Here is a 14,487-nt window from a genome sequence, read left to right on the forward strand (position 1 = left end):
GAGCAACAGGGAAAGCCAATAGCATACCGACTAGCGTCATTAGCAGCTGAATTGCTGTCAGCCTGAAGAAGTAAGCTTTTCGTCGTTGGGTCTCAAGTCGCTGCATAATTCTTCAGATAGATCTTCAGCACATGATTCCCCAGCACAATAAATGAGTCACGCTTACAACTTGTTGCTCAATAAATCATCCGTCACCTGCACAAATCTTGCGCGATTATAGGGAAGCGCTATCATACCTTCAACCGAAGTTGCGCCGATTTCGCGCGATTAAGTGTCGACTTGCGACCAAAGGGCTAAAATAAGCGCCTATTTAGTAAGCCTGCTATTTAATATGCGCTAGGATCCCATCGAGCTCTTCAAGACTGGTATAACGAATTGTCACTTTCCCCTTCCCTTTTTGCCCGTGATCAATAGAGACGGGCGCGCCAAGTAATTCCCCCAGATGTGTTTCAAGTCGTGCAACATCCGGTGTTTTAGCAGTACGTGGCGGTGTCTGGGTAGGCGTCTGGTTAACTTGTACTTTTTTAACCAACGCTTCTGTGTCACGAACGGTCAAATCATTATTGACCACTTCATGGGCAATTTGGCGTTGCTGGGTACTGGTAAGCGATAGCAGGGCTCGCGCATGTCCCATATCTAAATCGCCACGTTCCAGCAGTGTTTGCACTTCAGGATCTAACGCTAACAAACGTAATAAATTGGCGACTTGAGTGCGTGATTTACCAACTGCATCAGCAATTTGCTGCTGGGTAAGCTCAAACTCATCGCCAAGGCGCTTTAAGGCAAGTGCTTCTTCAATGGCATTAAGGTTTTCACGCTGAATATTTTCAATCAGCGCCAGAGCAAGTGCTACTTCATCACTGACATCGCGAATAACGGCGGGAATAACATCTAATTCAGCCAACTGCGCAGCACGCCAGCGGCGTTCACCCGCGATAATTTCATAGCGGTTTTCACCCACTGGGCGAACCACAATAGGCTGCATCACCCCTTGTGCACGAATGGAATCGGCAAGCTCTTCTAATGCTTCTGGCTGAATATCCCGACGCGGCTGATATTTACCACGGGTAAGTTGGCCAAGAGGTAACCGTTCTAGCCGTTCAGCCGCCGCTTCTTCCGTTGGTGCTGCAGGCAACAGTGACGTGTCTGCACTATCCAGCGTCACGCCACCGGTAAGATCTAAACTGTCACGACGACGGGCGCCCGCACCAATCAGGGCATCCAGGCCACGTCCTAGCGCGCGTTTACGCGTCATTCGCTTCCCCTCGTACTTTTTACGTTACAGCGATAGCCGCCGGATCATCTCTTTTGCTAGCACACGATAAGCCTGACTACCTCGCGAAAAACGCGCGTATTGAGTAACAGGTAAGCCATGGCTTGGTGCTTCAGCAACCTTCACATTGCGCGGAATGGTTGTTTTTAACAGCGCATCGCCAAAAAAATCTCTCAGCTGTTTGTCGACTTCACGCGTCAAACTGGTGCGCTTGTCGTACATAGTACGCAGAATGCCAGAAACGGCTAGATCAGGATTAACGCTCTGTTTAATCTGCTCAACAGTATCCAGCAGCGCTGATAGCCCTTCCAATGCGTAAAATTCACACTGCAAGGGAATAAGCACACCATTGGCGGCTGTCAACGCATTCACGGTAAGCATATTCAGCGACGGCGGGCAGTCAATGAGGACGACATCATAGTCATCTGCCACCGTCTGCAGTGCTAACGACAAACGACTTTGCCGCTGGTCACTATCGAGCAGCTCTACTTCAGCGGCTGTTAAGTCGCCATTACCTGGTAGGACGTCGTATTTCACTGGAAGTCCGCGAACAATGGCATCGCTTGCGGTTGTTTCTCCCAGCAACACATCAAGTACACTTTTTTCGAGTGCGTACTTGTCGATGCCACTGCCCATGCTGGCATGCCCTTGTGGGTCTAAGTCTACCAGCAAGATACGACGATCAAGTGCTGCCAAACTGGCGGCGAGATTAACGGCTGAAGTGGACTTGCCCACACCGCCTTTTTGGTTGGTCAGGGCAATGATCTGGCTCACTACTCAACTCCTTTTGGGGTCAGAATCAACAGCTGCCGCTCGGCCGTCTCGAAGGGTACACGCAGTAGGTGACGCGCCTGGAGCTCAACATAGGCGGGCAACTCCCGCAGTTCATCATCAGCGCCTGGGCCTTTCATAGCAAGCCACTGCCCATGAGCTGCCGGTAGCGCTCGGGTTAGCGAGATAAAGTCTACCAAGCTGGCAAAGGCTCGGGAAATCACTTGATCAAACGTCTGGCCATTGAATTGCTCGACACGCGCTTGGGTTGGCGTGACGTTGGTCAACGCTAACTCCATCACTGCTTGACGTTGAAAGCGAACTTTTTTGCCATTGCTATCGAGTAGCGTTACCTGCAGTTCAGGCTTCATGATAGCAAGCACAAGGCCGGGCAAACCGGGGCCAGCGCCTACATCAAGTATCTGTGGCCCATGAACATAAGGTGCGACAGCAGCACTATCCAACACGTGCCGTGAGACCATCTCTTCAACATCGCGTACAGCGGTGAGGTTATAAGCCTGATTCCACTTGTGCAACAGCGCGAGCAAGCCTAGCAGCTGTTCGCGCTGTTGGGGGGTTACAGTGGCTCCTAGTGCTGATAATCCTTCTTCTAACCGAGGGGCAACGGTTTCAGGCAAGCTGTTAATCAACGGCGTTAATTGACTCATCCGTTAACGACCTCGGTAGTACTGACTAAGCGACGTTTTTTCAAATGTATTAGCAGAATAGAGACCGCTGCAGGGGTCACGCCTGAAATTCTAGCCGCCTGCGCCAGGGTTTCAGGGCGCGTTTCACTAAGCTTTTGGCGAATTTCATTGGATAACCCTTCAACCCGTTGATAGTCCAACTCGGCTGGCAGCGGTGTTGCTTCATGGCGCTTGAGCTTATCGATCTCATCCTGTTGACGGTCGATATAACCCTGGTATTTCGCTTGAATTTGTACTTGCTCGGCAACCGCTTCATCGTCAACATCGCCACTTTCAATGCCAGGCAGCGATGTAATATCTGCATAGCTAAGCTCTGGGCGCTTTAACAAATCACTTAAACAGTATTCTCGGGGAAGCGGCCTACCGGTTTTTTCAGCAATTTTCGCGGCGGCTGGTGTATTGGGCTGCACCCAAACAGTAGCTAAGCGTGCTGTTTCACGCTCGATGGCTTCGCGTTTCTGGCTAAACAACGCCCAACGTTTGTCATCGACTAAGCCAAGCTCACGCCCTTTTTCCGTTAAACGTAGATCAGCATTGTCTTCGCGTAGCAGCAGACGGTATTCCGCACGCGAGGTAAACATGCGGTAGGGCTCTTTGGTGCCCATAGTAATCAGGTCATCCACCAACACACCGAGATAAGCTTCATCACGGCGAGGATGCCACGCCTCAAACTGTTTGGCGCGGCGAGCGGCATTCAAGCCTGCTAGCAACCCTTGAGCCCCAGCCTCTTCGTAGCCGGTAGTACCGTTAATTTGTCCGGCAAAAAACAGGTTGTGGATAAATTTAGTTTCCAGGGAGTGTTTTAAATCCCGGGGATCAAAAAAGTCGTACTCAATAGCGTAGCCAGGCCGTGTGATATGAGCGTTTTCTAACCCTTTAATTGAGCGAACTACTTGTAGCTGAACATCGAAAGGCAACGACGTCGAGATTCCGTTGGGATACAGCTCATGGGTATCCAACCCTTCAGGCTCGATAAATACCTGATGGTTTGATTTGTCGGCAAAGCGGTGAACTTTGTCTTCAATCGATGGGCAGTATCGCGGACCAACACCTTCGATCACACCGGAATACATAGGCGAGCGATCAAGGTTCGCCATGATGATTTCATGGGTGCGCTCATTGGTGTGCGCTATGTGGCAACTCACCTGCTGTGGGTGCATCTCCCGTGAACCAAGGTATGACATAACCGGCGTTGGGGTGTCACCTGGTTGTTCTTCCAACGATGTGAAGTCAACAGTTTTGGCATCAATTCGTGGAGGCGTCCCGGTTTTTAGCCGATCGACGCGAAACGGTAGTGCGCGTAAGCGCTCAGCTAGCGCGTTGGACGGCGGGTCACCGGCGCGGCCACCGCGGCTTTGATCTAACCCAATGTGGATAACGCCACCCAAAAAGGTGCCGGTTGACAGCACAACGGACTCCGCATGGAAGCGGATGCCCGTTTCGGTCACAACGCCTCGAACGGTGTTGTTATCCACAATCAGATCGCCAGCGGCTTGCTGAAAAATGGTTAAGTTCGGCTGGTTTTCCAGCATTCCCCGAATAGCAGCTTTGTAGCGAATTCGGTCTGCTTGAGCACGTGTTGCTCGAACGGCTGGACCTTTACGAGCGTTCAATACCCGAAACTGGATGCCGCCTAAGTCCGTGGCTAGCCCCATTGCACCACCGAGTGCATCAATTTCTTTTACCAGGTGGCTTTTGCCAATCCCACCAATCGCTGGATTGCACGACATTTGGCCGAGCGTTTCGATGTTGTGGGTTAGCAATAGGGTTTGACAACCCATACGAGCAGAGGCCAATGCGGCTTCAGTTCCCGCATGGCCACCGCCGATGACAATCACGTCAAAGCGGTTGGGATAGTTCAAGAGGCACCTCGTCTTGCGCCGTTTGGCACGGATGATGTGAGTCAGTATTGGTTCACTGATTGAGTAAGCCCGCCAGTATAAACCTCCTGTGGGTAACCGTCAGGTTTTTCCACACCCCAAGCTAAGCATCCATCTATTATTAATAACAAAATAAAAATATATAAGAGAAGTACTGTTGATGTTGTAACTACTGGTGTGGACAAAATCTGTTGATAACCCAAATAAGCTAATATATTTCAGTTGCTTAAATTGTTAGTTTTTACATGATTAAACGGAGGAGTAGCTGCGTAGAAGCGGTGCTACTCCTGTGGATGAAAGTGCGACTTACACACAGGCATGACAGACAACGGGTTATCCACCGACCCATACCGAGTTTGTTACCGCACCTGTGAACAAGTGCGATTGGTAGCTTAAAAAGACCTGGTTAGCGCTCATGCTAGGCGTCGTAGAGCGATATGATGGAGCGTGTAAAAAATAGTATCCACAGGCAAAAAAAATGGCCTGTCGCGGTGACAGGCCATTTAACGGGGCAAAAATGGGCAAAAAAGTCAGATTAATTCCGACATTAATGCTTCAAAACACGTGCAAGAAAGGATTGTGTTCGCTCATGTTGTGGCGTATCGAACAGTTGCTCGGGAGGGCCTTGTTCGGCAATTTCGCCTTTATGGATAAAAATAACGCGATCTGCCACTTCACGGGCAAAGCCCATTTCATGGGTCACTATCACCATGGTCATGCCTTCTTTGGCAAGTTCACGCATGGCATCCAGCACTTCACCAATCATTTCAGGGTCAAGCGCTGATGTAGGCTCGTCAAACAGCATCAGGCGGGGTTCCATGGCTAACGCCCGGGCTAACGCCACACGCTGCTGCTGCCCACCCGAGAGCTGGCTTGGGTACTTATCTGCTTGGTCGGCAATACCAACGCGCTCTAACAGTCGTTCAGCGGTCTCTTCGGCATCTTGGCGGCTCCACCCCCGCACTTTCATGGGCGCAAGGGTAACGTTGTCGCGCACGCTCAAGTGGGGAAAAAGGTTGAACTGCTGAAACACCATGCCGACTTCAGTACGGATAGTTTGTAGCGCTTTACTGCTTTTACCGTTGGGCAGTAATTGGTTGCCATCAACATCAAGAGAGCCGGCTTGAAACTCTTCTAAGCCGTTAATACAGCGGATGAGCGTTGATTTACCAGAGCCACTGGCACCGATGATAACGACGACTTCACCAGGCACAATTTCAAGATCAACATTATTGAGTACGTGCAGGCTGCCAAAATGCTTATTGAGCTGCTGCATACGCACAATTGGCGATTGGGTAGAGGTCATTGCACGTTCCTTATTGTCCTGCGAGGCCTCTGCGCTCAATTTGGCGCAGAATCAAAGAGAGAGTCCAGGTGATGGCAAGGTACATCAGCGCCACCATGAAATAGACCTCTAGTGCGGTAAAGGTAGTGGCAATATAAATTTGCCCTTGGCGGACTAATTCACCGACCCCGATAACAGAAAATAGCGAGGTATCTTTGATACTGATGATGCCCTGGTTACCCAGTGGAGGAATCATGCGCCGTAGGGCTTGGGGCCAAATCACGTAGCGAAAAGCTTGAGTTCGAGACAAGCCTAGCGAAAGCGATGCTTCTCGCTGGCCACGTTCGATAGACTGCACACCCCCTCGTACAATTTCAGAGATATAAGCCCCTGAATTAATGGCGATCGCGGCAATGCCGGCAACGAGTGCGTTGATCGGGCCTCCCAGCAATTGGGGTAAGCCATAAAAGATAAACAGAACCTGCACTAAAATGGGCGTGCCGCGAAACACTTCGACGTATAAAACTGCTGGCCAGCGTAGCCAGCGCACTGGGCTAATACGCAATAAACCAAAGAATATGCCAATAAAGAAGCCGATCGCTAGGCCGCCGAATGATATAAGCAGCGTCCAAGGAATACCTGGTAGCAGATATGGGATCGACCCAAATGCGGCCGACCAATCAAACTGAAAGTTAACGTCCACGCGTTATCTCCAGAAAAATAAACAACGACACAGGGCCGGGGGAATAGCCGCCCGGCCCTGAGATGAAAAGCGCTCGTTAGTGATAGCGAACAGCGATGTTATTCAGCGCTGGGGGCTTCACCAAACCACTTTGTGTAGATTTCATCATAGGTGCCGTCTTCGCGCATGGAAGCAAGTGCTTCGTTGGTAGGCTCTACCCACTCGCTGCCTTTATGGAAAACGATACCGTACTGCTGGCCTTCATACAGCGGGCCAACCACTTTGGTACGGCCTTCGCCACGGGTTTGTGAGAAGTAGGCAACGTTAGGGGCGTCGTACAGCACGGCATCAACGTTGCGCCCTAACAGCGCCATGTACATATCGGCGGTGCCTGGATAGGGAGTAATGTCGGCATCTTCACCGAGTTCCTGTTGAAGGAAGTCGTAGCTGGTAGAGCCGATTTTGGTGGCAATGGTGAGACCCGCTAGGTCCTCAAGTGAAGAGACCTCTTCGTTGTCGGCGCGCACGATAATTTGCAGACCTGAGTCATAGTAGGGAGCGGAGAAGTCGACAACTTCGGCACGCTCATCTGTAATGGTGATGCCTGCAAGGGCGATTTCCTGGCTGCCGGTTTGGACGGCGGGAATGATGCCAGAGAATTCCATCGTGGTGAGGTTAACCTCAAAGCCTGCACGTTCGGCGACTGCGTTGATGATATCCATATCGAAACCGATCATTTCGCCAGTTTCTGGATCCATCATTTCAAACGGTACAAAGCTTGGGTCAGTGGCCACATTGACAGTAGGCGTTTGTGCAAACGCGACAGTGGTACTGCCTAAGCCCAGTGCAAGGGCGGTAGCAATGACAGATTTTTTTAGTAGGTAATTCATTCGTTTCCCCGTGTTTTATTTGGTTAGCGACGCGATTTAAAGAAGATTTACGCTTATAAATTCCGTCTGCAACCGTTATTGACCTTTTAACCTTGGCGAGAAACCACCAAGGCGTCAAGTCACGGGGAGGGGGTTGTTACCAACGTTGGTTAGACCATGAAGGAAGCTCCACAGCCACAGGTGGTCGTAGCGTTGGGGTTTTGAACACGAAAACGGGCACCTGCTAACCCTTCTTCATAGTCAATGGTTGAACCCACCAAGTATTGGTAGGAGAGAGGATCGACGACGAGGATCGCATCGCCAAATTCAATTAACGTGTCGTCTTCGGCCACGTTTTCAGCAAAATCAAACCCATACTGGAACCCCGAGCAGCCACCACCGGTGACATAAACGCGGAGTTTCAGCGCAGGGTTAGCCTCTTCTGCTATAAGTGCTTGGATGCGTTTCCGAGCACTATCAGACAATAGTAGAGGCGTTGGAACAAAAGCTTCTGCACCGCTCATGGGTACCTCCCGCGAGCTTTAAGAACGAATAATCGGCATCGGAGTGTGATTATGGGTAATTCCCAGCAAAATGGTCAACTATTGTGTTGGGGTATCAAGCAGAGGGTAGCTCGCCGAGGAGGCGCTTTGAATCCTTCCTTGGACGCTACATTTGCCTTCCCTGGCAAATGACCTCCTCTTTGAGCTGCCCTCTGCATGCTGGTATTTGGTGTGATTCAAGGCATCAACGCTGGGGCGTTGAGGCCCATATTTTCGTCAAAGCCAAACATGAGGTTGAGGTTTTGAATCGCTTGGCCTGATGCGCCTTTAACGAGGTTATCAATGACCGAGAGCACGACTACGGTATTGCCATTACCAGGACGGTGAACAGCGATACGGCAGGTATTGTTGCCTTTGACGCTGCGAGTTTCCGGATGGCTGCCTGCAGGCATGACGTCAACAAACGGCTCGTGAGCGTAACGCTGCTCAAAGAGTGCCTGTAAATCGCCCGGCTCTTCAGTCAGGGTACTATAGAGCGTGGCATGAATGCCGCGGATCATCGGCGTTAAGTGCGGCACAAAGGTAAGCCCTACGGCGTTTGACTGCATATCGCTCAAGCCTTGACGAATTTCAGGCAAATGGCGATGTCCGGACGCACCGTAGGCTTTCATCGATTCGCTGGCCTCGGCTAGCAGCGAGGCAACTTTGGCACCACGGCCTGCGCCGGTAACGCCTGATTTGCAGTCAGCGATTAACTGGCTTGCGTCAATCAAACCAGCTTCCAAAAGCGGCAGATAGCCGAGTTGAACAGCCGTTGGGTAGCATCCTGGTACGGCAATTAAGCGGGCCTTTTTGATTTTCTCACGATGCATTTCTGGCAGGCCATACACGGCTTCTTTTAGCAGTTCCGGGGCGCCATGGGGCTGGTCGTACCACTGGCTCCATTCGGCGGCGTCGCGCAGCCGGAAATCCGCAGATAAGTCGATTACTCGCGTGCCATTGTCGAGCAGTTCGCCTGCTAGTGCATGGGCGACCCCGTGGGGTGTCGCAAAGAACACCGCATCCAGTGCACCCAGTTTCTTGGCGTCTGGCTCGCTAAACGTGAGGGCGTCATAGTGGCCGCGCAGGTTGGGATACATATCGCATACCTTCACGCCTGCTTCCGAGCGCGAGGTAATGGCTTCTACGCTTACCTGAGGATGCTGGGCAAGTAACCGTAACAGCTCAACGCCGGTATAGCCGGTACCGCCCACAATGCCAACCTTAATCACAAACCACTCCTTGCGCATTACGCACAGTCAGACCCAACAATAATTAACAGCCTAATGAGATACCTCAGGCTGTTGAACTGTAGCTAGCTATGATACACAAGAGAGCAGGCGCGTAAGAGCGCTATAGGGAAACAGGCATATGTTCACTAACGCGAACATGATGCGTAAAAGCGAATAATAGGCGCAAGGACGGACGTTGTGGCACGTTTTTCCCGGTCAGATTTCACCTTGGAAAGTTTTCGTCGCCAGCTGGCGAATGTTGATGCCCTGCCTCAGCTGTGTGTGCTGGGGTTAGTGTCTGGGGTGATCACAGGCGCGGTGATGGTGGCTTTTCGCTTATTGCTAGAGGTAGGTGCTGCCCTTTATATGCCTGAGGGCAATCCTGAGGCCTTTGAAGGGCTCGCGCCATGGCTTCGTGCGCTGCTGCCGATAATTGCCGTGACGCTGATTGGCACGCTGCTCTATCGGCAAAAGGCCGCTGCCCGTAAGTTAGGTGTTGGCCATGTTATTGAGCGTCTCACCTATCATCAGGGACGTTTCCCTATGCGCAACTGGCTTAACCAGTGGTGGGTGGGCGTTGTGTCTGTGCTGGGTGGCCTCTCCGCAGGACGTGAAGGCCCTGCCATTCATCTGGGCGCAGCGGCCTCCAGTGGTCTAGGTCTCAAGCTTCGCTTGCCCAATAACAGTTTACGGGTGCTAGTTGCTTGCGGTACGGCGGCAGGTATATCTGCATCATTTAATACGCCAATCGCAGGGGTGATTTTCGCCATGGAAGTGGTGATGATGGAATACACCCTGATGAGCTTTATGCCGGTGATACTCGCCTCTACCATGGGGGCTCTGGTCGCTCAATTGGTGTATGGCAACGAACCGGCGTTTCGCATTCCTGAAGTTGCCCTAGGTTCGTTAATGAATGTGCCTTGGGTGGTCATTATTGGTTTGGTGATTGGCCTATTAGCGGGCGTATTTATTCATCTTTCGCGTAGCCAGTACTTACAGCAGTGGCCACTATGGCTTAGGTTAGGTGCCGTCGGGGTGATAACGGGCGCTGTTGCGTGGTGGTTTCCTGAAGTACAAGGCATTGGTTACGACAGCGTTGCGGCTATGTTGAATAATCAGCTGGCCATTACTGTGTTGTTGGCGTTGATGATCGCTAAGTTATTGATTACTGCCATTACCGTGGCAGGTGGTGTACCAATCGGCATTATTGGCCCCATCTTGGTGGTAGGCGCTGCTACTGGTGCCCTAGGGGGAATGCTGGGCGGTTGGGTATGGCCAGATAAAGCGGCAGACCCCGGCATTTATGCCATGCTGGGCATGGCGGCAATGATGGGCGCGGTATTGCAAGCACCGCTTGCCGCTTTGATGGCGTTGCTTGAACTAACGCATTCGCCGCATATCATGTTGCCTGGCATGCTCGTTGTGGTGGTTGCCTGCCTAACATCTCGTCAGCTTACCGGTTGTGAGGGCTTTTTTATTAGCACGGTGCGCTACGGCTTGCATCCGTTACAGCAGCCTTTAATGCAGGCGCTTTCGCGAGTATCGGTGCCAGCGGTAATGGAGCGCCACTTAGTACGCACAGATCGAATGATTACGCCTGATCAGGCACGGCGTCTGTTGGAAACGAATCCCGTGTGGCTAGTGATTGAGCGCTCCAGTGCAGAAAAACCAGTGCTGGCGCTTAAAGCCGCAGAGCTTGCGCGTTGGTTACTGGAGCATGATGAAGCGCTGCAAGACGAAGCCCCACCAGAAGACGAGTTCATTGATTTGCTTGAGATCCCTGGGCAGCGGCTTGAAATGGCACCTATCGGATTACAAGCAACGCTATCGGAAGCGTTTCTAAAACTTCAGGACAATGCGCTAGGCGCACTCTATGTCGTGCATGGTTATCGGCCAAAGCAGCAGCGAATTTCAGGTATCATTACGCGTGGCGCTATCGAACGTTATTATCACTACACTGACCCCCGCGGTGCTGATTCCCAGCAATGAGCCCAACGCCTAAGGAGAGACCATGTATTTATGGGTAAAGGCCATTCATTTGATGGCGGTTGTTACCTGGTTTGCCGCGTTATTTTATTTACCGCGACTGTATGTTTACCACGCCATGGCGCGGGACACAGGCGATGAGCAAGCGATCACTTACTTTAAAACCATGGAGCGTAAGTTGTACCGTGGAATTATGACGCCATCGATGATCATTGTGCTGATCTTTGGTGGCTGGATGCTTTATCTCGTGCCCGCTTGGTTTAGCCAAGGTTGGATGCACGCTAAGCTGACGCTTGTCGCTCTGTTAATCGCTTACCACCATGTTTGCTTAATTTATTTGAAGCAGTTTGATCAAGCCCGTTGCACCAAAAGCCATGTGTTTTTCCGCTGGTTTAACGAAGCGCCCGTGATTGCGTTAATCGCGATTATTATCCTGGCGGTGGTGAAGCCCTTTTGATGCGCCATCCTCTTCCTCCCGTTGTTTTAGTGTTAGCTGGCCATGACCCCACCGGGGGGGCTGGGTTAGTGGCTGATAGCGAAGCGATAGCTGCCTGTGGTGGCTGGGCAGTCACCATTCCAACCGCACTGACCGTTCAAAATTGCCATAACGTGATACGCACCCTGCCTGCAGATCCTGCTGCAATGCGGCAAATGGCGGAAGCGTTAGGTGATATGCAAATTGCGGCTATTAAGTTGGGGCTGTTGGCTGATGAGGCGACGCTGCGTGCAGCGGAACAAATTATCCGCCGTTTTCCAGGAATCCCCGTCGTCGCAGATCCGGTATTAAAAGCAGGTGGCGGCGCTAAGTTATCCACACCCGCTTTGCAGCAACTTTATATAGATCGTTTATTACCGCTTGTGGATATAGTAACGCCCAATCGGTTTGAGCTTGCTGCACTGACGCCTGAGATAACCGACCCTTTGGATGACACGGCACGTGCTGTTGCGTTGCTGGCGCAGGGTTGCCAAGGTGTCCTTGTGACCGCCACCGACGATCCACTCCCGGGTAATACGCAACAGGTTGTGCATACGCTGCACTCTCCTGACACCACGCGCCAATGGCAGTGGCCACGCTTGCCTGAAGTATTTCACGGATCAGGCTGTACATTAGCCTCAGCGCTTGCGGCTCGTTTAGCCGTTGGTGAGCGCTTACCAACCGCCTGTGAGCAAGCTCAGCACTTTACCTGGGAGAGTTTGTCTCATGGTTATCAGCCTCCTAGCGGACAGTGTTTACCGAAACGCTTGCCACGCCCCGTACGCTTTTGATCTCATTGGCAGTAAGCCATTAATGTTGAGGATGCCATGACCACATCTGCAGAACTGTTTGACCTCGCCAGTCGTCACATTCCGGGTGGTGTTAACTCCCCTGTTCGTGCTTTTAAAGGCCTCCATCGCCCGCCTGTTTTTATGGAACGTGCTCAGGGCGCCTACTTATTCGATGTGGAAGGTAACCGCTACGTAGACTATATCGGCTCATGGGGACCGATGATCACTGGGCATGCCGATCAGGATGTACTGGCCGCCGTGCGAGCACGGTTAGATAACGGCCTCTCCTTTGGTACGCCGACCGCTGTCGAAACCACCATGGCTGATCTGATCTGTGAAATGATTCCTTCCATGGAAATGGTGCGTATGACTAGCTCGGGCACCGAAGCGACGATGTCGGCCATTCGCCTTGCGCGCGGAACAACGGGGCGCGACAAAATCGTCAAGTTTGAAGGTAACTATCACGGCCACTCGGATTCATTGCTCGTCAAAGCGGGTTCAGGTGCGTTAACCCACGGGGAACCTAGCTCGCCAGGTGTACCCGCATCACTGGCTGAGCACACCATCACGCTTTCCTATAACGATCCTGAAGGGGTGGAGGCGTGCTTTGCAGAGATCGGAGAGCAAATTGCCTGCATTATCGTGGAGCCGGTCGCGGGTAATATGAACTGCATTCCTCCCCAGCCGGGTTTCCTGGAAACGTTGCGCCGGGTGTGCAATGAATCCGGCAGTATTTTGATTTTTGATGAAGTCATGACCGGTTTTCGCGTCGCTTTAGGTGGCGCTCAGGCACATTACGGTGTAACGCCTGACCTTACCTGCTTAGGTAAAATTGTTGGTGGTGGCATGCCCGTTGGGGCGTTTGGCGGTAAACAAGAAATTATGCAGAATATCTCGCCGCTGGGGCCGGTTTACCAAGCGGGTACGCTGTCCGGTAACCCGCTGGCCATGGCTGCAGGGGTTGCTCTGCTAACCAAACTAAAGGTGCCTGGTTTCCATGATGCGCTGACTCAACGGGTGCAAACGTTGTGTACCGGCTTGCAAGAGCGTGCCAACGCTGCACGCGTACCGATGATGACCCAATCCGCAGGTGGCATGTTTGGCGTTTTCTTTACGTCGCAATCCCGTGTGGATAACTTCGCTCAAGCCACTGCTTGCAACCCCGATGCTTTCCGCCGCTTCTTTGGTGCTATGCTTGATCACGGTGTGTATCTCGCACCTTCTGCCTATGAAGCTGGCTTTATGTCGAGTGCCCACACGCCAGAAGATATTCAGCTAACGTTGGATGCTGCAGAAAAAGCCTTTGCCGTTATGTAACATAAAGTAAAGCGCCTGCTACACTGCAAGAGCCGCTCCTATTGAGCGGCTCTTGTGGTTAGTGAGGTAACCAAATCATGAAACGGCAACCGGCTTGGCACTCTTCACGTTTTAACGGCATATTGTTAACCGCTGTTCTCACCCTTGGCCTACCGTTAACGGGGATGGCCGCACAGGAGCAGGATATGACTCAGATCCACATCACCATGGGCGGCACACCCGGCGCGGAATTTTCAGCCCAGTGGCGTATCACTCATAACGATGAAACTATCGAGCACCCCGAAACACGCGGCACCGTACCCGCTGAATTTACTTTTGAAGGCACCACGCTTGAAGGTACGGTAAAACTGCTCAGCGAAGATGATCGTTTAGACGTGGATATCTTGAAAGGAAATAACCGTTCGCGCTCCTCTACCCAAGGAAAAGGTGGCACGTTAACGGTAACAGTACGTTAACGATTACATAAAAAAAAATCGAGTAGGAAGGGGAGTCGCCTCCCCTGTCCTCTCACACCACCGGGCATACGGTTCCGTACCACGGCGGTTCATGAAGAACGGTTAAGCCCTCTTACCGTATCCAGTACCGAGATCAGTCCCTGGTCGTAAAACCATTTCCTCGGCAGGGCCTGGTTCATGTGCGATGCCCCGGCGTTCCACCAAGGACCTCGACCATTGCCT

General features: G+C 52.0%; 14 protein-coding genes. 5 read left to right on the forward strand and 9 right to left on the reverse strand.

The features are described 5' to 3' along the window. Window positions 1–322 precede the first annotated feature (322 nt). From INT22_RS03515 to argC, 9 genes are all read right to left on the reverse strand, one after another. Entirely contained in the window at window positions 323–1,255 is a 933-nt protein-coding gene (locus INT22_RS03515) for a ParB/RepB/Spo0J family partition protein (RefSeq protein WP_193060557.1), read from the reverse strand. A 24-nt stretch (window positions 1,256–1,279) separates the two neighbouring features. After that, the gene (locus INT22_RS03520) at window positions 1,280–2,047 is read right to left on the reverse strand and encodes a ParA family protein (RefSeq protein WP_193060558.1); all 768 of its coding nucleotides are present in this window, start codon (window positions 2,045–2,047) and stop codon (window positions 1,280–1,282) included. After that, window positions 2,047–2,712 (reverse strand): 16S rRNA (guanine(527)-N(7))-methyltransferase RsmG, encoded by a 666-nt coding sequence (rsmG, locus tag INT22_RS03525; protein ID WP_193060559.1) that lies wholly within the window; start codon window positions 2,710–2,712, stop codon window positions 2,047–2,049. The genes INT22_RS03520 and rsmG overlap by 1 nt, the downstream gene beginning before the upstream one ends. Then, window positions 2,709–4,613 carry a tRNA uridine-5-carboxymethylaminomethyl(34) synthesis enzyme MnmG gene (gene mnmG / locus INT22_RS03530; RefSeq protein WP_193060560.1) on the reverse strand — a complete coding sequence of 635 codons (1,905 nt, stop codon included), beginning with the start codon at window positions 4,611–4,613 and terminating at the stop codon, window positions 2,709–2,711. Before mnmG ends, rsmG begins: the two co-directional genes overlap by 4 nt. A gap of 565 nt (window positions 4,614–5,178) precedes the next feature. Beyond that, window positions 5,179–5,937: an amino acid ABC transporter ATP-binding protein gene (locus INT22_RS03535; protein ID WP_038479881.1), complete on the reverse strand. Its 759-nt coding sequence runs from the start codon at window positions 5,935–5,937 to the stop codon at window positions 5,179–5,181. A 10-nt stretch (window positions 5,938–5,947) separates the two neighbouring features. After that, window positions 5,948–6,619, reverse strand: coding sequence for an amino acid ABC transporter permease (locus INT22_RS03540; RefSeq protein WP_120386006.1), 672 nt, complete (start codon window positions 6,617–6,619; stop codon window positions 5,948–5,950). A gap of 98 nt (window positions 6,620–6,717) precedes the next feature. Beyond that, window positions 6,718–7,488, reverse strand: a complete 771-nt coding sequence (locus INT22_RS03545; RefSeq protein WP_038479887.1) for a transporter substrate-binding domain-containing protein — start codon at window positions 7,486–7,488, stop codon at window positions 6,718–6,720. A gap of 149 nt (window positions 7,489–7,637) precedes the next feature. Then, entirely contained in the window at window positions 7,638–7,991 is a 354-nt protein-coding gene (erpA, locus tag INT22_RS03550) for an iron-sulfur cluster insertion protein ErpA (RefSeq protein ID WP_038479889.1), read from the reverse strand. 215 nt (window positions 7,992–8,206) lie between these two features. Then, entirely contained in the window at window positions 8,207–9,241 is a 1,035-nt protein-coding gene (argC, locus tag INT22_RS03555; protein ID WP_193067699.1) for an N-acetyl-gamma-glutamyl-phosphate reductase, read from the reverse strand. A 198-nt stretch (window positions 9,242–9,439) separates the two neighbouring features. Between argC and INT22_RS03560 the strand changes: the two genes are divergently transcribed. The 5 genes from INT22_RS03560 (at window position 9,440) to INT22_RS03580 (ending at window position 14,265) form a co-directional block, all read left to right on the forward strand. Continuing rightward, complete coding sequence (locus tag INT22_RS03560) at window positions 9,440–11,230, forward strand: chloride channel protein (RefSeq protein WP_193067700.1); 1,791 nt, start codon at window positions 9,440–9,442, stop codon at window positions 11,228–11,230. Between the two features lie 22 nt (window positions 11,231–11,252). Then, the gene (hemJ, locus tag INT22_RS03565; protein WP_038479899.1) at window positions 11,253–11,684 is read left to right on the forward strand and encodes a protoporphyrinogen oxidase HemJ; all 432 of its coding nucleotides are present in this window, start codon (window positions 11,253–11,255) and stop codon (window positions 11,682–11,684) included. Beyond that, window positions 11,684–12,493: a bifunctional hydroxymethylpyrimidine kinase/phosphomethylpyrimidine kinase gene (gene thiD / locus INT22_RS03570; protein WP_038479901.1), complete on the forward strand. Its 810-nt coding sequence runs from the start codon at window positions 11,684–11,686 to the stop codon at window positions 12,491–12,493. Before hemJ ends, thiD begins: the two co-directional genes overlap by 1 nt. A 36-nt stretch (window positions 12,494–12,529) precedes the next feature. After that, window positions 12,530–13,810, forward strand: a complete 1,281-nt coding sequence (gene hemL, locus INT22_RS03575) for a glutamate-1-semialdehyde 2,1-aminomutase (protein ID WP_038479904.1) — start codon at window positions 12,530–12,532, stop codon at window positions 13,808–13,810. 77 nt (window positions 13,811–13,887) lie between these two features. Then, a complete protein-coding gene (locus INT22_RS03580; protein WP_193067701.1) occupies window positions 13,888–14,265 on the forward strand; it encodes a hypothetical protein in 378 nt (125 codons plus the stop codon). The last annotated feature ends 222 nt before the right edge of the window (window positions 14,266–14,487 follow it).

The sequence above is a fragment of the Halomonas sp. 3D7M genome, from assembly GCF_014897885.1.
Lineage (GTDB): Bacteria > Pseudomonadota > Gammaproteobacteria > Pseudomonadales > Halomonadaceae > Vreelandella.